Source organism: Flavobacterium agrisoli (assembly GCF_016522065.1).
Classification (GTDB): domain Bacteria; phylum Bacteroidota; class Bacteroidia; order Flavobacteriales; family Flavobacteriaceae; genus Flavobacterium; species Flavobacterium agrisoli.
This window is the reverse complement of sequence record NZ_JAEHFV010000001.1, coordinates 405,316-425,531: the sequence shown is the minus strand read 5'-3', so window position 1 is coordinate 425,531 and position 20,216 is coordinate 405,316. Positions and strand designations below refer to the sequence as shown.

Genomic DNA, 20,216 nt, shown 5'->3' with positions numbered 1-20,216 from the left:
TTCAAGTAAATTTTTGCTTTGCCACAAATTAAAAATAAAAAATCAGATATAACGCGTTATTGAAAGAAAATTATTCAAACTGGAACTTTTAATAAAAAAGGTGTAATCTGTTGCCAGTATACACCTTCTTCCAATTTATATTTTTTTAAATGGAGTCTTTTTAGAAATTCGGACTTAAATCGTATTTCTTGTAGAATTTATCCAAAATTTCGACAACTTCGTCCTCGTTGTCTACAATTTTGAAAATATTCAAATCTTCTAAAAGTGCATTGTGTTCTTTTTCTATAAGTACGGTTTTTATCCAATCGATTAAACCCGACCAAAATTCAGTTCCGACTAAAATAATAGGGAATTTTCCAATTTTTTTAGTTTGAATTAAGGTTATGGCTTCAAACATTTCATCTAAAGTTCCGAATCCGCCAGGCATCACTACAAATCCTTGAGAATATTTAACGAACATTACTTTTCGAACGAAAAAATAGTCAAAATTCAAATTTTTATCGTGATCGATATACGGATTGAAATGCTGTTCAAAAGGTAATTCGATGTTTAAACCTACTGATGTTCCGCCACCTAAGTGTGCCCCTTTGTTACCTGCTTCCATAATTCCCGGACCGCCACCGGTAATTACGCCGTAACCTGCTTTACTAATTTTATAGGCAATTTTTTCAGCCAATTGATAATACTTATTATCTGGTTTAGTCCGAGCCGAGCCAAAAATGGAAACACAAGGTCCGATTCGGCCCATATTATCATAACCATTTACAAATTCGGACATGATTTTAAAAATGGCCCAACTATCGTTTGTTCTAATTTCGTTCCAGGTTTTTTGTTTTAAACTGTCTTGAATGACTTTATCTTCGTCGTTATCAAAATCCTCTAATTTCATTTTCTAGGGTTTATTTTTTTAAATTTTAAAAACCTAAAGTACTACTTTTTTAAAAAAAAGGAGCATTTAAGCTCCTGATTTAGTCTACGAAAAAGATAACAATTTGAAAATTGGTCTGTTACAGAATGTTGTTATTTTTGATAAATATCTAAAATCCAGTTGTAAAAACTTTCTTTCCACATTCCGACCGAATGGCCTTCGTCATAAGCTAATCCAAAACCGTGGTCTCCTTTAGAGTAAATATGCAATTCTGATTTATCAACTTGTTCAACTACCGCTGATAAAAATGGGAGTGCGCGTGATAATTTCCATTTTTTGTCGTCTCTTGCAATTGCCATAAAAAACGGAGGTAAAGTTGATTTATCTTTAACATTTTCCAATAATTTTAATTTATCTCCAGCATAAATCAAACCAACAAAAGCAGGTTTCCAAGGCATTTTTTCGTTAACCGAGGTAAAAGTCAGCCATTCCGATATAAATCCACCTGCAGAAAAACCCATTACGCCAATTTTATCTTTGTCAAATTTTAATTTTTCTGCTAGTCCCATCATGGTCATTACACTCGCATTCACATCCTTTTTAAGTGCATCAAAATAGACGGTTTCCATCGGAATTTTAAATTTTCCTTTTTCGTCTTTTGTATTAGTTCTGTATTTTACAACCATACACGTAATACCTTGTTGCGAAAGCCAAATTGCTAAATCTGTACCTTCTTTATCAACCCAAACAGAATGAAAACCACCGCCTGGGAAAATAATCGTTGCTACATGTTTGTTATTTGATTCAGCTGCTGGAAACAACATATAGGTTGGTTCTGAAATATTGCGAAAAACGCGATCTTTATTTGATAAAGATCCTGATTTTACAAGAGAGTCTGCAAAAGTCTCTTTTTGCTCATGGGTAATTGAATTGTCTTTTATACCATTAGGAAAAAGTGGGTTTTCTTTCGGAATTTGAGCCATAACATACATTCCCGAAAATAATAGCATTAATTGAATGCCGAAATTGATTTTTTTCATTTGTTAAATATTGGTTAGTTAGTTTGATTAGTATTAATTATTTTAACGATTAATTTGTTGGTTATTTAAAAATATAACAGTAAAAGTAACTATACTAAATTTCGGGCAAATATATCAAAATAAACCAATTTCAAAATAGTAAAGAAAAAAATAATTAAGGTTAAACTATTTGTTTACAGTTTATTAAAACAAAAAAAGCGCAACCTTTTATAAAAGTTACGCTTTTGATATATTTTTAAGTTAAAAAATTTAGGCCAATTCCTTTTTCAAAAAAGGAGCTGTATGGCTTTTTTTGCTTTTCGCTACTTCTTCAGGAGTACCTTTTGCTACTAATTGTCCGCCACTTTTTCCTCCTTCGGGACCAATATCTATAATGTAATCGGCTAATTTAATTACGTCCATATTGTGTTCAATTATCAAGATGGTATTGCCTTTATCAACCAATTTATTAATCACTTCCATCAAAACCCGAATATCCTCAAAATGCAGACCCGTTGTGGGTTCATCTAAAATATAAAAAGTATTTCCTGTGTCCTTTTTAGACAATTCACCAGCCAATTTAATTCGTTGCGCTTCGCCTCCAGAAAGCGTGGTACTTTGCTGACCGAGTGTAATATAACCCAAACCAACTTCTTGAATGGTTTTGATTTTTCTGTAAATTTTAGGAATGTTTTCGAAAAAAGGAACAGCTTCATCCACGGTCATATTCAATACATCCGAAATGGATTTTCCTTTATAGCGAATTTCTAAGGTTTCGCGATTAAAACGTTTTCCTTGACAAGTTTCACATTCTACATAAACATCGGGTAAAAAGTTCATTTCGATAGTTCGAACTCCTGATCCTTCGCAGGTTTCGCAACGGCCGCCTTTTACATTAAAACTAAAACGACCTGCTTTGTAACCCCGAATCATACTTTCGGGCGTCATGGTAAATAGGTTTCGTATTTCGGTGAAAACTTCAGTATACGTAGCTGGATTAGAACGTGGAGTTCTACCAATCGGACTTTGATCGATAGCGATTACTTTATCAATATGTTCTAATCCTTCGATTTTTTTATAAGGTTTCGGTTTTTTAACCGCATTAAAAAAATGGGCATTTAAAATAGGGTAGAGCGTTTCATTTATTAAAGTCGATTTTCCACTGCCCGAAACACCTGTCACTAAAATCAATTGTCCTAAAGGCAATTCAATCGAAACATTTTTAAGATTATTCCCTGTTGCTCCTGTTAATTTTAAAAATTTGCCATTTCCTTCGCGTCTTTTTTCCGGAATTTCAATTTTCATTTCTCCATTCAAATATTGAGCTGTAGTGGTGTGTTGTTCCAAAATTTCTTTTGGAGTTCCTTTACTAATAATTTCGCCACCAAATTTTCCTGCTTTTGGTCCAATATCAATTACATAATCGGCACGTTCAATCATGTCTTTGTCGTGTTCTACCACAATAACCGAGTTGCCAATATCGCGTAATTTTTCTAAAGAATGAATCAATTTTTCGTTATCTCGCTGATGAAGTCCGATACTAGGTTCATCTAAAATATACAAAACACCCACTAATTGTGAGCCAATTTGAGTAGCCAATCGAATACGTTGCGCTTCTCCTCCGGATAGTGATTTAGAGCTGCGGCTTAAAGCCAAATAATTCAATCCCACGTTCATCAAAAATTCCAAACGATCTTTGATTTCTTTGACCACTTCCGATGCAATTTTTTTTTGTTTTTCGGATAATCTACTGTTTAAATCCTGGAACCAATCGGTTAAATCGGAAATATCCATATTCGATAATTCAGCTATATTTTTAGCGTCAATTTTAAAAAACAAAGCTTCTTTCTTTAACCGAGAACCCTCACATTCTGGACATTTAATTTCGTCCATGAACTCTTTCGCCCAACGTCTGATTGTAGTTGAAGCTTGCTCGTTAAATTGGTTTTTTATGAAATTGGAAATCCCTTCAAAATCAATTTTATAATCACGTGCCACACCCAATTCTTTCGAATTTACGGTGAATTTATCTTTTCCTCCGTACAGAATCATTTGTAAGGCTTCTGTCGGAATAGTTTCGATAGCGTCGGTTAATTTAAAACCGAATTTTTCGCCAATAATTTCGAGTTGTTTAAAAATCCAAGACGATTTGTATTCGCCTAAAGGAGCTAAACCGCCACTTTTTATAGAAATTTTTGGATTGGGAATGATTTTTTGCTCGTTAATTTCGTGCACTTTTCCTAAACCATTGCAATGACTGCAAGCTCCTTTTGGTGAGTTGAACGAAAATAAATTAGGTTCTGGATTTTGGTACGAAATTCCGGTTGATGGACACATTAAATTACGGCTAAAGTAGCGTACTTCTTGAGTATCCTGATCTAAAATCATTAAAACATTTTCACCATGATGCATGGCGGTATTGATGCTTTCTGCTAATCTTTTTTGATTGTCAGCGGTATCGTCAACCAAAATACGATCCACCACAATTTCTATATCGTGCGTTTTATAACGATCCAGTTTCATGCCTGCAACTAAATCCTGAATTTCACCATTTACACGAACTTTTAAAAAACCTTGCTTGGTAATTTGTTGAAATAATTCGGCATAATGTCCTTTTCTAGCTCGAATAACTGGAGCCAAAATATTAATTCGTTTTCCATTAAAATCGGTCTTAATAAGCTCTTTTATTTGCTCATCGGAATACGAAACCATTTTTTCGCCGGTATTGTAACTATAAGCATCGGCTGCTCTGGCAAAAAGCAAACGCAAAAAATCATAAATTTCGGTAATGGTTCCTACCGTAGATCGCGGACTTTTGCTGGTTGTTTTTTGCTCAATGGCAATAACAGGCGAAAGACCGTCGATTTTATCTACATCTGGTCGCTCTAAACCGCCTAAAAATTGTCGGGCATAGGCCGAGAAAGTTTCTACATAACGGCGTTGTCCTTCTGCATAAATCGTATCAAACGCCAAAGAGGATTTTCCTGAACCCGAAAGCCCTGTAATTACTACAAGTTTTTCTCTCGGAATTGCAATATCGATATTTTTTAGGTTGTGAACTCGTGCGCCAAGAACTTCGATGGTATTGTCTTTTTCTAACATAATTTTGAGCAAAAGGCAAAGTTACCACTTTGAATTGTTATTAGATAATATGGGCTATAAGTTTGTGTTAAAAATCAAGGATTAAGATGGTTTTAAACCATTTTTTTCAAAACTTTTTCAAATGCTTTACGCTTTCCGCCTCTAAATTCGACTTCTCCGCAATAAACGTAACCCAACTTTTCAAAAATGGCAAGCATAGCAAAATTGTCAAAATTAGTATCTACTTTAATGCTGAAAATATTCTTCTGTAAGGCAATTTCTTCGGTAAAAAGCAATATTTTTTTGGCTAATCCTTTTCCTAAATGACCTTCGGCAATGGCTAACCGATGTAATACAACAAATTCATTATTTGTTAACCATTTTCCAACTAAATCAGCATAAGCTGGTTCGTCATTAAAAACAATCGAAGCATACCCAATGATGACTTCATTTTCGGTCAAAACATATCCTGCTTCTTTTTGAATATCTTTTTTTACAACTTCTAAATTAGGATAACCATCTTGCCATTGTTGACTTCCGTCATTTTTACGGCGAATAATGGCTTGCTGTAAAATAGTCCAAATAGCTGCAGCTTCGGACAAATTTGCTTTTCTGAAATTATAATTCATGCTGATACTAAAGTCTTTTTAATGCTATTCAATGGTCATCGCTCTCAATTTGGTGCGATACGCTTCTAAAGCAATCGATTTTGAGATAAAACCGTAATATTTGCCATTTTTGACCACAGGTAAATGCGCTCTTTTACTTTTTTCGAATTTATTCATTACAATTTCCATACTATCAATAGAATAAATCGTAGCCGGAGCTGGCTTCATAATATCTCGTATAAAAGTATATTTTACTCGGTATTGATTGAAAATAATTTCGCGAATATCATTAAAATGAACCACACCAACCAATTCCTTTTCTTTATTGATAACCGCAAAAACGGTTTGATTGGAATGCGAAATTAAATCGACTAACTTTTCTAAGTTTTCGTCTGGAGTAACTGTTAAATAATCGGTCTGAATTACACTTTCAATATCCAGAGTAGTTAAAATATTCGAATCTTTATTGCTAGTAAAAACATGCCCTTTTTTAGCCAAACTTTTCACATCTAATGAATATTTTTCATATCGTTTCGAAATGGCAAAACTGATAGAGGAAACAATCATTAACGGAATCATTAGGCTGTAACCTCCCGTTATTTCCGCAATCAAGAAAATGGCCGTTAAAGGCGCATGAAATAATCCGCTCAAAATTCCCGACATTCCTACCATAGTGAAATTGGTAACAGGCAAATTTGTTAAGCCGGTAAGGTTGATTAATTTGGAGAAAAAGAATCCTAAATAAGAGCCCAAAAATAGGGCAGGAGCAAAGTTTCCTCCATTTCCACCACTTCCAATGGTTAAACCCGAAGCAAAAACTTTTACCATTGTAGTGCCTCCAACAAAAAACAGTAATATCCAAGGGTTGTTTCTAAAATCTTCAAAAAGAGTATTTTCCATAATTTTTGAAGGATTCTCTGAAAGTAATTTGATGCTTTCGTAACCTTCACCAAAAAGAGTTGGGAAAATGAAAATTAAAACCGCCAAGACAGCAGAACCGTATAAGGCTTTTTTATAAGGGTTCATTTTGAGTTTGCCAAAATAATGCTCAACTCTTTGAAAATTTCTAGAATAATACACCGCCATTCCGCCCGTAATCAAACCTAAAAGGATGTAAAAAGGGACGTTATAAAAATTAAAACTTTCTTGTTGTTTGAAGGACAATAAAATGTTTTCATCTAACGCAATGGCCGATACAATGGCACCTGTGGCGGCCGAAATCATAATAGGAATGAATGCCGTAATACTAACATCGACCAATAATACTTCGATGGCAAAAAGCACACCAGCAATGGGCGCATTAAAGGCAGCCGAAATTCCTGCTGCCACACCGCAACCAATTAATAACGTTCTATCGCGATAAGAGAGTTTGTAGTTTTGTGCATAATTAGAACCAAATGCCGCTCCGGTTACTACAATCGGACTTTCTAATCCAGCCGAACCTCCTAAACCGACTGTAAGCGAGCTTGTTACAATTTGCGCATACATTTGTTTTCTTGGAATTATACTGGCTTTTTTAGCTATAGTAAACAAAATTTGAGAAGTACCTTTCTCAATTTTTCCGTTCAAAAGGCGATGCACTACAAAAACGGTCAACAAAATTCCGGCCATAGGCAGAATACTGTTAATGAAGCTTAATTTTAAAATTCCGTTGATGTATGTGGCAAACGAGAAAACTTTGTGTGCAAATGTTTTTAGAATAATAACCGCCAATGCACAAGAAATACCCACTAAAACACTTGATAAAAAAATGAATTGCTTTGGCGTCATGATTGACTGCGACATTGCTATTATGCTTTCAAGTTTTCTAAAGTATTTTTTTAACATTTTTTAAAATAAAATTGGATGGGCTTACAAAATTAACTTTTACATATCAAAAAATCGAATGATTAGGCTTTTAATACCAATTCGGAGGCTAAATTTACGTATTTATTAACATAAGTAACTTATTATGAGCGTGAGATTTTAATTCTAAAAAAAAGGAAGTAAACTCCGATTCAAATTCATCATAATGTTGAATCAACTCGTTTGTGGCAAATTGCATTTTGGAAACATTTCGGGTTCTTCGATCCATTTGAGTTAAAATATGCTGAATTCCTTCTACACTTTGGTAACTCAACAACCAATTTTCCTGAATCATTATGGGCAATATGTTTTGCGTTTTCTCAGTTAACAACTCATAATTTTGATGTAGGGAGCAGTAAAAATTCGATACATACTGACTTAAATTTTCATTAGAATATTCCATCCAATTTTTGGCTAAAAAATGGTCGTAAAAAATATCTACAATAACTCCCGCATAATGATGGTAATTAGAATGTAATTTTTTGGTGCTTTTTTTAAAAATGTCGTGAGCATCAGTATAGGTATCAATTTCACGATGCAATAAAATTCCTTTCTGAATATCTGAAGGAAAAGCTTCAAACTGTTTTCCGCGAATTCCATCAGCCATAAAATTGCCAATTTTAATTAAATCATCATTTCCTGATAAATATATATGGGCTAAAAAGTTCATATAAATAAGGTGTTATTCACTAATAAAACGGCTAAATCGGAATTATATTTAGTAAATATACTAATAAAATATGCTTTTTTTAAGGACGGTTTTAATAAAAAACACCATTCATTTTTGGTTAAAAAACGTCAAAAATGCAATTTGCTACAAGCAACTATTTATATTTGTAACCAAATAACCAAAAATTTTAAAATGACATTAATTAAATCAATATCAGGAATACGTGGTACCATTGGTGGAAAAGTAGGAGATAACCTAACCCCCGTAGATGCAGTAAAATTCGCTTCGGCCTACGGAACTTTTTTAAAACAAAATACAGATAAAAACAAGTTAACGGTTGTGATTGGCCGTGATGCCAGAATTTCGGGTCCAATGATTCATAACCTAGTGGTAAATACCTTAATTGGTTTAGGAATTGATGTGATTGACTTAGGTTTGTCAACCACACCAACGATTGAAGTAGCGGTACCGCTTGAAAAAGCAGATGGCGGTATTATTTTGACAGCTTCCCACAATCCAAAGCAATGGAATGCCTTAAAACTGTTAAATGCTAAAGGTGAATTTTTAAGCGGAGCCGAAGGAGCGAAAATATTAGAAATTGCTGAAGCCGAAGCTTTTGATTTTTCGGATGTAGATACTCTTGGCGAAATTGTAGTTAATGATGCTTACATGGATATTCACATCGATGAAGTATTAAATTTGCCTTTGGTTGATATTGAAGCCGTTAAGGCGGCTAAATTTAAAGTGGTGGTAGATGGTGTGAATTCTTCGGGAGGTATTATTATTCCCAAATTATTAGAGCAAATGGGCGTAGAAGTAATTAAATTATACTGCGAACCTAATGGACATTTTCCTCATAATCCAGAGCCTTTAAAAGAACATTTGGGAGATATTTGCAAATTAGTTGTAGAAGAAAAAGCAGATTTCGGAATTGTAGTTGATCCTGATGTAGACCGCTTGGCTTTTATTTCGAATGATGGCGAAATGTTTGGCGAGGAATATACTTTAGTTGCCGTTGCCGATTATGTTTTAAGTAAAACACCTGGTAATACCGTTTCAAATATGTCGTCTTCGAGAGCATTGCGCGACATTACTCAAAAACACGGCGGAACTTACGAAGCAAGTGCCGTAGGTGAAGTAAACGTGGTAGAATTGATGAAAAAAAACAACGCAATTATTGGAGGTGAAGGAAATGGTGGAATCATTTATCCTGAAATTCACTACGGTAGAGATGCACTTGTGGGAGTTGCTTTATTTTTAACCTATTTAACAGGTCAAGATAAAACGGTTGCCGAATTAAGAGCTTCTTATCCGCAGTATTTTATGAGCAAAAATAAAATTGAATTAACGCCACAAATTGACGTTGATGCTATTTTGACTCAAATGACAGAGAAGTATAAAAATGAAAATATTTCAACGGTTGATGGTGTAAAAATTGATTTTGAAACCGAATGGGTTCATTTGCGTAAATCGAATACCGAGCCAATTATCCGAATTTATACAGAAGCACCTTCTCAATATGATGCCGATATTTTAGCAGAGCGAATTGTAAATGAAATTAAACAAATTGCTGGAATTTAATCTAGAATTAACCCCTACTATTAAAAATTTTAGGGGTTATTTTTTAATAAGCGCTTATGCCAACTTTAAATGATTTAAGTACTCTTTCTGAAACATTTTCGGCTACCGAAAAAATGCCGGTTTTGTTTTTAGGTCACGGAAATCCGATGAATGCAATTGAAGAGAACGAATTTGTTGCTGGTTTTAGAGCAGTAGCCAAAACCATTCCAAAACCGAATGCCATTTTATGTATTTCGGCTCATTGGTTTACTAAAGGAACGAAAGTCACAGCCATGCAAATGCCTCCAACCATTCATGATTTTGGCGGTTTTCCGAAAGCATTATATGAGGTACAATATCCAGCAAAGGGTAGTCCCGAATTGGCTATAGAAACACAAAAATTACTGGAGCCAACACCTATAGAACTCGATTTTGATTGGGGCTTGGATCACGGCGCTTGGAGCGTTATAAAACATCTGTATCCTGAGGCCAACATTCCTGTAATTCAAATGAGTATCGATTACACCAAACCTGGAGCGTATCATTTTGAATTAGCCAGCAAATTGCAAAAATTACGAAACAAAGGTATTTTAATTATAGGCAGCGGAAACATCGTGCACAATTTAAGAATGGTTGATTTTGCTAACATCAACCGGGTAGATTACGGTTATGATTGGGCAATTGAAGCGCGAGAAACCATTAATAATCATTTAAAAAATGGTAATTTTGAACCGTTAATTCATTTTGAAAAAGCAGGAAAAGCCATTCAATTGGCCATCCCAACACCCGACCATTATTTGCCTTTGGTCTATACATTAGGACTTAAAAACAATTCCGAAGAGCTGCATTTATTTAATGATAAATTGTTGGCAGGTTCTTTAAGTATGACTTCGGTTAAAATACAATAAGTTGTTACAATACAAATAATTAAATTATATTATGAAAATTATTGCTGTCATTCCAGCGCGTTATGCTTCAACTCGTTTTCCGGCAAAATTATTACAAGATTTAGGCGGAAAATCGGTAATTCTAAGAACTTATGAAGCGACCTTAAATACCCAATTATTTGACGATGTTTTTGTAGTAACCGACTCCGATTTAATTTTTAAAGAAATTACAACAAATGGGGGCAAAGCTATTATGAGCATAAAAGAACACGAATCGGGGAGTGACCGCATTGCCGAAGCCGTTGCTAATATGGATGTAGATGTCGTGATAAATGTACAAGGTGATGAACCCTTTACGGCAGCAGAACCTTTAAAAGAATTGATTTCGGTTTTTAAAACTGATGCTGACAAAAAAGTAGATTTGGCTTCGTTAATGCGCGAAATAACAAATTCCGATCAAATCAATAATCCAAACAATGTGAAGGTAGTGGTCGATCAATCGCAATTTGCTTTGTATTTTTCGCGTTCGGTAATTCCTTATCCAAGAGAGCAAAATGTAGGTGTGCGTTATTTTCAACACATTGGCATTTATGCTTTTAGAAAACAAGCGCTACTAGATTTTTACAACTTGCCGATGAAAAGCTTGGAAGCCTCAGAAAAACTAGAGCAATTGCGTTATTTGGAATTTGGAAAACGAATTAAAATGGTTGAAACAGCTCACGTTGGAATTGGAATTGACACACCCGAAGATTTAGAACGAGCCCGTTTGCTTTTATAATTTTAAAACTGTCCGTTGCGACAGTTTTTTTATTTCATTGCTGAAGGTAAAAATTACTTTCCTGATAAATGTCGTGTTTTCTCCTAAATACAACACGTAATTTTGACTATAATTGAATTCCTAAAGAAAGAACTCAATTTTGTTTAAAAGCTAATTTTGATAAGCGTTTCTAAGAAAATTCCAATTTTTTTTTTGTAATATTACTTTGTAATTCATTCGTAAATGAGAAAAATTAAATTCCGAAAAGTCCGCAAAACACAACCTAATAAATTAGAATACACCGGAAAACACAAAGCCATTTCTTCCGAAATGCAATTGTTTGTTTACAACGACAGTTCGATACAAGAATTTCAAGATTTAAAAAGCAATCAAATCAATTCTAAAATTGATTTAACTAAAAACAATTGGCTCAACGTACACGGATTGAATGATTTGGAGTTGATAAAAAAGTTGGGGGAATGTTTTGCTGTAGATGATTTTATTTTAACCGATATTTTAAACATTCACAAAAGAACCCGCTTTCAAGAAAACCCCGAAAATTTATTTTTTATCATAAAATCCATTTTACCCAGTCCAAATTTAGACGATATTAAAGTAGAGCAAATTAGTTTTTTAATCAAAGAGGGCTTGTTGATTTCTTTTCAAGAAAAAAGAAGTGATTTTTTCACACACATTCGAGAGCGATTACGTACCCACACCGGTATGGTTCGGTCTAAAAAGATAGGCTATTTGTTGTATTTGTTACTCGATGCCGTAATGGAAAATTTTTACATTACCATTGAAAATGAAGAAGATAAAATAGAAAAGCTGATTGTCTTAACTAAAACCGATTCCAACCCATTGCTTTTGGAAAAAATTGAAAAACACCGCGATAATTTTCATTTTTTAAAAAGAGCCATTATTCCGTTACGAGATTCTTTATTCGAAATTAAAAGCATTAAATCCGACCATATTTTTAATGTTTTAGAAAAAGAAAGTTATGTTTTTTTCTCGCGTTTGCATCAAAAATCGATCGAATTATTAGAGCAAATTGACTCGGATATGAATTTATTAGAAAGTGCTTCTAATTTTTATTTTTCGGCTCAAAATCATAAAATGAACGAAATAATGAAAACCTTAACCATTGTTTCGGCCATTTTTATTCCGCTCACGTTCATCGCCGGAATTTACGGCATGAATTTCACCAACATGCCCGAACTTCATTATCACTATGGCTATTACACCGTTTTAGGCGTGATGTTGCTGTTGGTTGTGGCGTTAATTCTGTATTTCAAAAGCCGAAAATGGTTTTAATTATAAAATTTATCCAAAATGAATAAAGCAATTTATATAGCAACAAGCGAACAACATAGCGGAAAATCGATTGTAACACTCGGTTTAATGAGTATGCTGATGGGGAAAATGGCCAAAGTAGGCTATTTTAGACCCGTTATCGAAGATTTTGTAGAAGATGAATACGACAATCATATCGATACGGTTTTGAAGCATTTTAAGCTGGATATGACTTTTGATGATGCGTATGCAATAACCAAAAGCAAGTTGATTAAACGAAAAAACAAAGGAAAAATAGGAGAGGTACTCGATTTGATTATTGAAAAGTATAAAAAATTAGAGGAGAAATTTGATTTTGTTTTAGTAGAAGGTACCAGTTTTACAGGAGAGGGAACTTCTATCGAGTTGGATACCAATGTATTAATTGCAAAAAATTTAGGAATTCCGGTATTGATTTTAGGCTCGGGAGTAGGTAAAAATTTAGAAGATTTTTTAGACAGCATTTATCTTACATATGATTCGTTTCGTTTGAAAGAAGTAGAAGTTTTAGCGGTTATTGCGAATAAAATTCAAATGGAAAATGTGGTGTTGGTAAATGAAAACCTCGAAAGAACGCTTCCTGATTCTATCTTAGTAAGCGCCATTCCGATGATAGACAGTTTAAATCACCCGACTATTCAGGAAATCGTAAACGAATTGGATGCCGAAGTGCTTTTTGGCGAAAACTATCTTAACAATCAAACAGGACATTTTAGTGTGGGAGCCATGCAATTGCATAATTATTTGGTGCATTTGGGCGATAATGCTTTGGTTATTACCCCAGGTGATCGCTCTGATATTATAATGGGGGCATTACAAGCAAACGAATCGGCTAATTACCCTTCGGTTTCCGGAATTGTTTTAACGGGAAATATTGTTCCAGAAGAAAGTATTTTAAAGCTAATTGATGGTTTAGCAACCGTTGTACCAATTATTGCAGTAAATGACGGTACTTACAGTGTAACCAATAAGATAGGAAAAATTAATTCGCAAATTTACGCTAGTAATATTCCTAAAATTGAAACTTCCATTACTACTTTCGAAAAGTATGTTAATGTAGACAAACTGGCTCAAAAGTTAGCTACTTATGAAGCAGAAGGAATGACACCCAGAATGTTTCAATATAGTTTGGTAAAAAGAGCCCGTTTGCACCGAAAACACATTGTATTACCCGAAGGAAATGACGAAAGAATCATTATTGCTGTGTCACGTTTGCAGGCTATGGATGTGGTTGATTTGACCGTAATTGGCGACCGTAAAAGTATTGAAAGTAAAGTTTCGGACTTGGGAATTCATATTGATTTTAGCAAAGTAAACATCATCAATCCGTTAGATTCGGCATTATACAACAACTATTCAGAAACGTATTACGAACTGCGTAAAAATAAAAACGTGACTATTGGTATGGCTCGCGATTTAATGGAGGACGTTTCTTATTTTGGCACCATGATGGTGTACAAAGGCGATGCTGACGGAATGGTTTCGGGAGCGGCACATACCACCCAACATACCATTCGCCCTGCGTTGCAATTTATCAAAACCAAACCCAATTCTTCGGTAGTTTCGTCTATCTTTTTTATGTGCTTAGAAGATCGTGTTTCGGTTTTTGGAGATTGCGCCATCAATCCCAATCCAACAGCGCAACAATTAGCCGAAATTGCTATTTCTTCCGCCGATTCAAGTGCAGCATTCGGAATAGAACCTAAAATAGCAATGCTTTCGTATTCGTCGGGAACTTCGGGTAAAGGAGATGAAGTCGAAAAAGTACGCGAAGCCACTGAAATTGTCAAACAAAAAAGACCCGATTTAAAAATTGAAGGGCCAATCCAATACGATGCCGCAGTCGACCGTAATGTGGGGAAAAGCAAAATGCCCGAATCGGAAGTCGCCGGACAAGCAAGTGTGTTGGTTTTCCCGGATTTGAATACAGGAAATAACACCTACAAAGCCGTTCAAAGAGAAACAGGCGCTTTGGCAATTGGCCCCATGTTACAAGGTTTAAACAAACCTGTAAACGATTTGAGTCGAGGTTGTACCGTAGATGATATCATTAACACCGTTGTAATTACAGCAATTCAAGCACAAGGATTATAAAAAAATAACTATGAAAATTTTAATTATAAATTCAGGAAGTTCTTCCATTAAATACCAATTAATGGCCATGCCCGAAAACGAAGTCATTTGTACCGGAATGATTGATCGTATTGGTCTCGAAACCTCCAACATAACTTATAAAACCAATAACGTTTCGTTTGAAGATGTAACGCCTGTTCCCACTCATAAAATTGGTTTGCAAAAAATTGCCAATTTGTTAATGAACGAAATTAACGGAGTCATTAAATCCACTTCCGAAATAGAAGTTGTGGGACATCGTGTGGTGCACGGTGGCAGTACACTTACCAAAACCGTAAAAATAGATGATTCCGTAAAGAATAAAATCAGACAAATTTTTAGTTTAGCACCGTTACACAATCCAGCTCATTTAGAAGGAATTAATGTGTCGGAAGAAATTTTTAAATCGGCGCACCAAGTGGCTGTTTTTGATACTGCTTTTCACCAAACGATTCCCGTGGTGGCCTATAAATACGCCTTACCAAACAAATTATTAACCGAAAATAAAATCCGATTATACGGGTTTCACGGAACCAGTCACAAATACGTTTCGGAGGCCGCTATTGCGTATTTAAAAGAAAACAATTGTAATCACGAAAACATCATTACCATTCATTTGGGTAACGGTTGCAGCATGACGGCTATTAAAAACGGCAAAAGCATCGATCATTCGTTCGGTTTCAGTCCTACAAACGGTTTAATTATGGGTACGCGTTGTGGCGATATTGACCAATCCATCATTTTTTACCTTAAAAACACCTTGGGTTATTCGTTAGAAGACATCAACACGCTGTTACAAAAACAAAGCGGAATGTTAGGATTAACAGGTTATAGCGACTTACGAGATATTGAAAGCGAGGCCGCAAAAGGAAATTTAGCCTGTCAGTTGGCTTTGGATATGAATGCCTACCGCATAAAAAAATTCATAGGTACCTACACTGCGGTATTAAATGGTTTAGATGCCATTGTGTTTACGGCCGGAATTGGCGAAAATTCATCGTACATCCGAAATTTGGTTTGTACCGACATGGACTTTTTTGGAATTGATTTAGATGCCGAAAAAAACGCCATACGCTCAAAATCGCTTAGAGAAATCAACACAACCGAGTCCAAAACCAAAATTTTAGTTATTCCAACCGACGAAGAATTTGAAATTGCAAATCAGGCTTATCAGTTGGTTAGTAACCATACTTAGTGCAATCTAAAAGTATTAAACAATATGCAGGACAAAGTATCTGTTTTACGACAAAAAGAAATTGAAATGGAAGTTTCTGGAGACACAAAAAAGTACTTAGAAAATTGTTTGAGCCATTATTCTGAGTATGTTTCAGTTGCTAAAATAATCTTTCCCGACGCTTATAAGAAAATGATACAATACGACCAAAAATACAAAATACAAAACTATTTATCTGAATATGATGATGCAACTAAAGTAAATGATATTGATTTACAAATTTCCATTTTAAAACAAGGAATTAAACAAGGGATTTACGCACCAATGATCTATGAAAGACTTTCAAAAGCCTATGAAAAAAAGAAAAACATTGAATCAGCATATATTACATGCATTGCATGGTTTGAAACTGATTTTTGGAAATTGCCGAATACTGCAAATGGAAGTTTGCGAATTTTAAAAAGACTGAAACGATTAGAAAAAAAATACCACGTTTAACTGCGTTACGTGAAAGCTGGTCATTTATGAAAATTTGAAGATGGCATTTCAAAATATTTTGCTAACAAAAACTATGGGCTTTCTAAAGCTAAGTCGGTGGATAACCTGAGAATTTTTAAAGTAGTTTTATCAGAAAATCGTAAAAAATGAAGAAAATATTTAAAACATTTTTATTTTTTAAAGTTGTTCATATTTAAAACAAAACCAAAATCTTTGTATTAATAAAATTTTATATATAGAATAAAAACCAACAATTCTTCTCCCACCATCCCAAATATCCTTTTAGTAATGAGGTAAATTTTGTTTCTTTACAAAATTGTTATTCAACAAAAATAATAACCCCAAAAACAATAATTTTAAGATGAAAAAGAGTATTCTTTTTGCATTTCTTCTACTAAAAGGAATTTCAGGAATTGCACAAACTGTCGACGAAAAAACATTCAGTTAATTTACAAAAAAGCACTTACCGAAGCCAAATGTTATACTTGGTTGGAGTATTTGTCGAATGATATTGGTAGTCGCTTATCGGGAACAGAAAATGCTGCTAAAGCGGTGGAATATACCAAAAATCAACTCTCAAGCTTAGGGTTAGACAAAGTGTATTTACAAGAAGTTATGGTACCGCATTGGGTACGAGGCGAAAAAGAAACGGCCTATATTTTAGACAATAAAACCAAAACCGTTGTGCCCATTTGTGCCTTAGGTGGTTCGGTTGCTACGCCAAAAACCGGTCTTTCGGCTACAGTTATAGAAGTAAAAAGTATTGAAGAATTAAACACTTTAGGAGAAAAAGTAAAAGGCAAAATCGTCTTTTTTAACCGCCCAATGGATCCTTTGAATATCGAAACTTTTAAATCGTATGGCGGTTGCGTCGACCAACGTTATTCGGGCGCTAAAGAAGCAGCTAAATTTGGAGCGCTAGGCACTATTGTACGCTCCATGAATTTGCGTTTAGATGATTTTCCGCATACCGGAACGCAAAGTTATGGCGATTTACCAAAAGAAAAATACATTCCGACTGCGGCCATTAGTACCAATGGTGCCGAATTATTAAGCAAATCACTGTCTGTAAACCCTAATTTGACTTTTTATTTTAAGCAATCTTGCGAAACCTTACCCGATGTTTTGTCGCACAATGTAGTGGGCGAAATTAAAGGAACCGAGCATCCAGAAAATATTATGGTGGTTGGCGGTCACTTGGATTCATGGGATTTGGCCGATGGTTCGCACGATGATGGAGCAGGAGTGGTGCAAAGTATGGAGGCGGTTCGTATTTTGAAAAACTTAAATTACAAACCCAAAAATACCATCCGGGTTGTTTTGTTTATGAACGAAGAAAATGGCGGTAAAGGTGGTGCCAAATACGAAGAATTGGCTCAACAAAATAAAGAAAATCACATTTTTGCCTTAGAGAGCGATTCGGGTGGTTTTACACCAAGAGGTTTTTCTTTTGAATGTGACGACACAACTTTTGCTAAAATCAATTCGTGGAAACCGTTTTTTGAGCCATATTTAATTCACAGTTTTGTAAAAGGCCACGGTGGTTCGGATATTGGTCATTTAACCGCTAAAAACATTGTAAAAGCAGGTTTAAAACCAGATTCACAACGCTATTTTGACTACCATCACGCTGCAAATGATACGTTTGATGCCATCAACAAAAGAGAATTGGAATTGGGAGCCGCAACAATGGCCACTTTACTGTATTTGGTTGATCAAAAAGGATTTAATTAATTTTTTTTTAAAATAAGTAACAAAAATGGGGTTTTATAACTCCATTTTTTTTGCAGTGGTTTTAAATTTTCAAGGAAAAGAAAAAGTGATTTAAAATATTCAAATTTTCTTCAAAATTCATTTGTAAATTGCCGCATGAAGATTTTAATTGTAGAAGACGAGCGCGCAATTGCCGAAAGTATCATAAATTACTTTAAAACCAATAATATTCAATGCGAAACCGCTGAAAACTTTACTATAGCGCTTTCTAAAATTGAGAGCCATGATTACGATTGTATTTTACTAGATTTAATGCTTCCGGATGGCGATGGATTTGCTATTTTAAAAGAACTCAAAAGAAAAAATAAAACAGATGGTGTTATTATTATTTCGGCTAAAGAGAATTTAGAAACCCGCTTGGAAGGATTTAATTTGGGTGCCGATGATTTCTTAACCAAACCCTTTCATCTTTCGGAGTTATTGGTTCGAATGCAGGCTTTGATAAGACGAAAAAATTTCAAAGGAAATAATCGAGTGGTTTTTAATGAAATTACGGTCGACATTTTCTCCAAAACTGTTTCAGTTCACGATGTAAAATTAGAAGTCACCAAAAAAGAATTTGATTTACTCTTATTTTTAATTGGCAATGAAAATAAAGTATTATCAAAAGGGGCAATTGCCGAACATCTTTCGGGTGATATGGCCGATATGTTAGATAATCACGATTTTATTTACGCACACATCAAAAATCTCAAAAAGAAATTAACTCATGCCGGAAGTGGTGATTATATCAAAACGGTCTACGGTTTAGGATACAAGTGGGAAAATGAACAATAAAAAACTTCTTCGCAAAACAACCAATAGTTTTTTAACGTATGCGGTTATCATTTTGTTAATCGCGGCTCCTGTATTTTATTATATTTCGCAATGGCTGTATGTGTATGAAACGGACGAAGTTTTGCTTTTTCATAAAGGTGCCTTTGTAAATGAAATTCACAGTCATTACACGGCACAAGACATCGCTGCTTGGAACAAATACAATCAAAATGTAACCATTGTTCCCGACATGGGCGTAACGAAAGATTCGATTATTGGTGAAATGTTATTTGAAGCGGTTGCCAATGAAAAAGAACCATTTCGGATATTGTATGCTCCTGTTGATATTAACGGAAAAAGGTATACTTATATCGAAAAACGAAACCTGGTTGAAATGGAAGGAATGGTTTTTAGTATTGCCATTATGTTTCTGTGTATTATCATCATTTTATTAACGGGCATTATCTGGATTTCTAAAAAATCGGCTGCACAAATTTGGAAACCCTTTTACAATACCTTACATCAAATACAAAATTTTGAAATTGATAAAAACAATCCGCCTCAGTTTATTGCTACGGACATCGACGAATTTCAACGACTAAATAAAAGCCTAGAACGTTTAATTGAAAAAAATACGGCAATTTATAAAAGTCAGCGTGAATTTGTTGAAAATGCCGCGCATGAACTGCAAACGCCTTTGGCATTGTTTCAAACTAAAATTGATACGCTGCAACAATTGGACTTAACACGGGAACAATCAAAATTAATTGGAGCGTTAAATAAAGACGTTTCCAGACTCAATCGACTGAATAAAAACTTGTTATTGCTTTCGAAAATGGATAATGAAATTTATCTGGAGCAAGAAAACATTGTATTGAATAATTTTATCGAAAAACACCTCGATTTTTTTACAGAACAAGCCCAGACAAAAAACATCCAAATTAACACCTTTTTTAAAAATGAACTTAGCTTAGTAGCAAATGCCGCTTTAGTCGAAGTTTTATTGAATAATTTATTTCTAAATGCCATTCGGCACAATGAAAAAAATGGTTCAATTTCCATTTGTATAGAAGATAATATCCTGCAATTTCGCAATACAGGGTCAGATGTTACAATACTGAAAGAGGACGTATTTAATCGGTTTTCGAAAGCAAATCCTTCTTCAAAAGGGAGCGGTTTGGGCTTGGCTATTATTAAGAAAATTTGCGAAATAAATAAATGGCAAATCCAGTATCGTTTTATGGATAAGGAGCATATTTTTGAAGTTAGTTTTTAA

Annotated in this window: 15 protein-coding genes and 1 pseudogene; 10 read left to right on the top strand and 6 right to left on the bottom strand. The window is 34.5% G+C overall.

Going from position 1 to position 20,216, the window contains the following annotated elements; all coding sequences use genetic code 11:
* Positions 1-160: 160 nt before the first annotated feature.
* The 6 genes from I5M07_RS01720 to I5M07_RS01695 form a co-directional block, all read right to left on the bottom strand.
* Positions 161-889: an LOG family protein gene (locus I5M07_RS01720; RefSeq protein WP_200104465.1), complete on the bottom strand. Its 729-nt coding sequence runs from the start codon at positions 887-889 to the stop codon at positions 161-163.
* A 131-nt stretch (positions 890-1,020) separates the two neighbouring features.
* Positions 1,021-1,908, bottom strand: coding sequence for an alpha/beta hydrolase (locus tag I5M07_RS01715; RefSeq protein ID WP_200104464.1), 888 nt, complete (start codon positions 1,906-1,908; stop codon positions 1,021-1,023).
* Positions 1,909-2,157: 249 nt separating this feature from the next.
* Entirely contained in the window at positions 2,158-4,989 is a 2,832-nt protein-coding gene (gene uvrA / locus I5M07_RS01710; protein ID WP_200104463.1) for an excinuclease ABC subunit UvrA, read from the bottom strand.
* 92 nt (positions 4,990-5,081) lie between these two features.
* Complete coding sequence (locus I5M07_RS01705; protein WP_200104462.1) at positions 5,082-5,597, bottom strand: GNAT family N-acetyltransferase; 516 nt, start codon at positions 5,595-5,597, stop codon at positions 5,082-5,084.
* A 24-nt stretch (positions 5,598-5,621) separates the two neighbouring features.
* A complete protein-coding gene (locus I5M07_RS01700) occupies positions 5,622-7,403 on the bottom strand; it encodes a chloride channel protein (protein ID WP_200104461.1) in 1,782 nt (593 codons plus the stop codon).
* A gap of 94 nt (positions 7,404-7,497) precedes the next feature.
* The gene (locus tag I5M07_RS01695) at positions 7,498-8,091 is read right to left on the bottom strand and encodes an acyl carrier protein phosphodiesterase (protein ID WP_200104460.1); all 594 of its coding nucleotides are present in this window, start codon (positions 8,089-8,091) and stop codon (positions 7,498-7,500) included.
* A 192-nt stretch (positions 8,092-8,283) separates the two neighbouring features.
* Here I5M07_RS01695 and glmM point away from each other — a divergent pair, with 192 nt between their 5' ends.
* From glmM to I5M07_RS01645, 10 genes and pseudogenes are all read left to right on the top strand, one after another.
* Positions 8,284-9,672 carry a phosphoglucosamine mutase gene (gene glmM / locus I5M07_RS01690; RefSeq protein ID WP_200104459.1) on the top strand — a complete coding sequence of 463 codons (1,389 nt, stop codon included), beginning with the start codon at positions 8,284-8,286 and terminating at the stop codon, positions 9,670-9,672.
* A gap of 56 nt (positions 9,673-9,728) precedes the next feature.
* A complete protein-coding gene (gene ygiD, locus I5M07_RS01685; protein ID WP_200104458.1) occupies positions 9,729-10,559 on the top strand; it encodes a 4,5-DOPA-extradiol-dioxygenase in 831 nt (276 codons plus the stop codon).
* A gap of 31 nt (positions 10,560-10,590) precedes the next feature.
* Entirely contained in the window at positions 10,591-11,316 is a 726-nt protein-coding gene (kdsB, locus tag I5M07_RS01680) for a 3-deoxy-manno-octulosonate cytidylyltransferase (protein WP_200104457.1), read from the top strand.
* A gap of 222 nt (positions 11,317-11,538) precedes the next feature.
* Complete coding sequence (gene corA, locus I5M07_RS01675) at positions 11,539-12,609, top strand: magnesium/cobalt transporter CorA (RefSeq protein ID WP_200104456.1); 1,071 nt, start codon at positions 11,539-11,541, stop codon at positions 12,607-12,609.
* A gap of 18 nt (positions 12,610-12,627) precedes the next feature.
* Positions 12,628-14,721 (top strand): phosphate acetyltransferase, encoded by a 2,094-nt coding sequence (gene pta, locus I5M07_RS01670; protein ID WP_200104455.1) that lies wholly within the window; start codon positions 12,628-12,630, stop codon positions 14,719-14,721.
* 10 nt (positions 14,722-14,731) lie between these two features.
* Positions 14,732-15,934 (top strand): acetate/propionate family kinase, encoded by a 1,203-nt coding sequence (locus I5M07_RS01665; RefSeq protein WP_200104454.1) that lies wholly within the window; start codon positions 14,732-14,734, stop codon positions 15,932-15,934.
* Positions 15,935-16,000: 66 nt separating this feature from the next.
* A complete protein-coding gene (locus tag I5M07_RS01660) occupies positions 16,001-16,411 on the top strand; it encodes a hypothetical protein (RefSeq protein ID WP_200104453.1) in 411 nt (136 codons plus the stop codon).
* A gap of 361 nt (positions 16,412-16,772) precedes the next feature.
* Positions 16,773-18,145: pseudogene (locus I5M07_RS01655) on the top strand (M20/M25/M40 family metallo-hydrolase).
* 135 nt (positions 18,146-18,280) lie between these two features.
* The gene (locus I5M07_RS01650) at positions 18,281-18,961 is read left to right on the top strand and encodes a response regulator transcription factor (protein ID WP_200104452.1); all 681 of its coding nucleotides are present in this window, start codon (positions 18,281-18,283) and stop codon (positions 18,959-18,961) included.
* On the top strand, positions 18,951-20,216 hold the full coding sequence (locus tag I5M07_RS01645; RefSeq protein ID WP_200104451.1) for a sensor histidine kinase: 1,266 nt from the start codon (positions 18,951-18,953) through the stop codon (positions 20,214-20,216). Before I5M07_RS01650 ends, I5M07_RS01645 begins: the two co-directional genes overlap by 11 nt.

Excerpts from the sequence above, each read along its gene's own strand:
- I5M07_RS01650 (WP_200104452.1), top strand. The coding sequence starts at position 18,281 with ATGAAGATTTTAATTGTAGAAGACGAGCGCGCAATTGCCGAAAGTATC.
- I5M07_RS01660 (WP_200104453.1), top strand. The coding sequence starts at position 16,001 with ATGGAAGTTTCTGGAGACACAAAAAAGTACTTAGAAAATTGTTTGAGC.
- pta (WP_200104455.1), top strand. The coding sequence starts at position 12,628 with ATGAATAAAGCAATTTATATAGCAACAAGCGAACAACATAGCGGAAAA.
- I5M07_RS01695 (WP_200104460.1), bottom strand. The coding sequence starts at position 8,091 with ATGAACTTTTTAGCCCATATATATTTATCAGGAAATGATGATTTAATT.
- kdsB (WP_200104457.1), top strand. The coding sequence starts at position 10,591 with ATGAAAATTATTGCTGTCATTCCAGCGCGTTATGCTTCAACTCGTTTT.
- I5M07_RS01665 (WP_200104454.1), top strand. The coding sequence starts at position 14,732 with ATGAAAATTTTAATTATAAATTCAGGAAGTTCTTCCATTAAATACCAA.
- ygiD (WP_200104458.1), top strand. The coding sequence starts at position 9,729 with ATGCCAACTTTAAATGATTTAAGTACTCTTTCTGAAACATTTTCGGCT.
- corA (WP_200104456.1), top strand. The coding sequence starts at position 11,539 with ATGAGAAAAATTAAATTCCGAAAAGTCCGCAAAACACAACCTAATAAA.
- I5M07_RS01720 (WP_200104465.1), bottom strand. The coding sequence starts at position 889 with ATGAAATTAGAGGATTTTGATAACGACGAAGATAAAGTCATTCAAGAC.
- I5M07_RS01700 (WP_200104461.1), bottom strand. The coding sequence starts at position 7,403 with ATGTTAAAAAAATACTTTAGAAAACTTGAAAGCATAATAGCAATGTCG.
- I5M07_RS01715 (WP_200104464.1), bottom strand. The coding sequence starts at position 1,908 with ATGAAAAAAATCAATTTCGGCATTCAATTAATGCTATTATTTTCGGGA.
- I5M07_RS01705 (WP_200104462.1), bottom strand. The coding sequence starts at position 5,597 with ATGAATTATAATTTCAGAAAAGCAAATTTGTCCGAAGCTGCAGCTATT.
- uvrA (WP_200104463.1), bottom strand. The coding sequence starts at position 4,989 with ATGTTAGAAAAAGACAATACCATCGAAGTTCTTGGCGCACGAGTTCAC.
- glmM (WP_200104459.1), top strand. The coding sequence starts at position 8,284 with ATGACATTAATTAAATCAATATCAGGAATACGTGGTACCATTGGTGGA.
- I5M07_RS01645 (WP_200104451.1), top strand. The coding sequence starts at position 18,951 with ATGAACAATAAAAAACTTCTTCGCAAAACAACCAATAGTTTTTTAACG.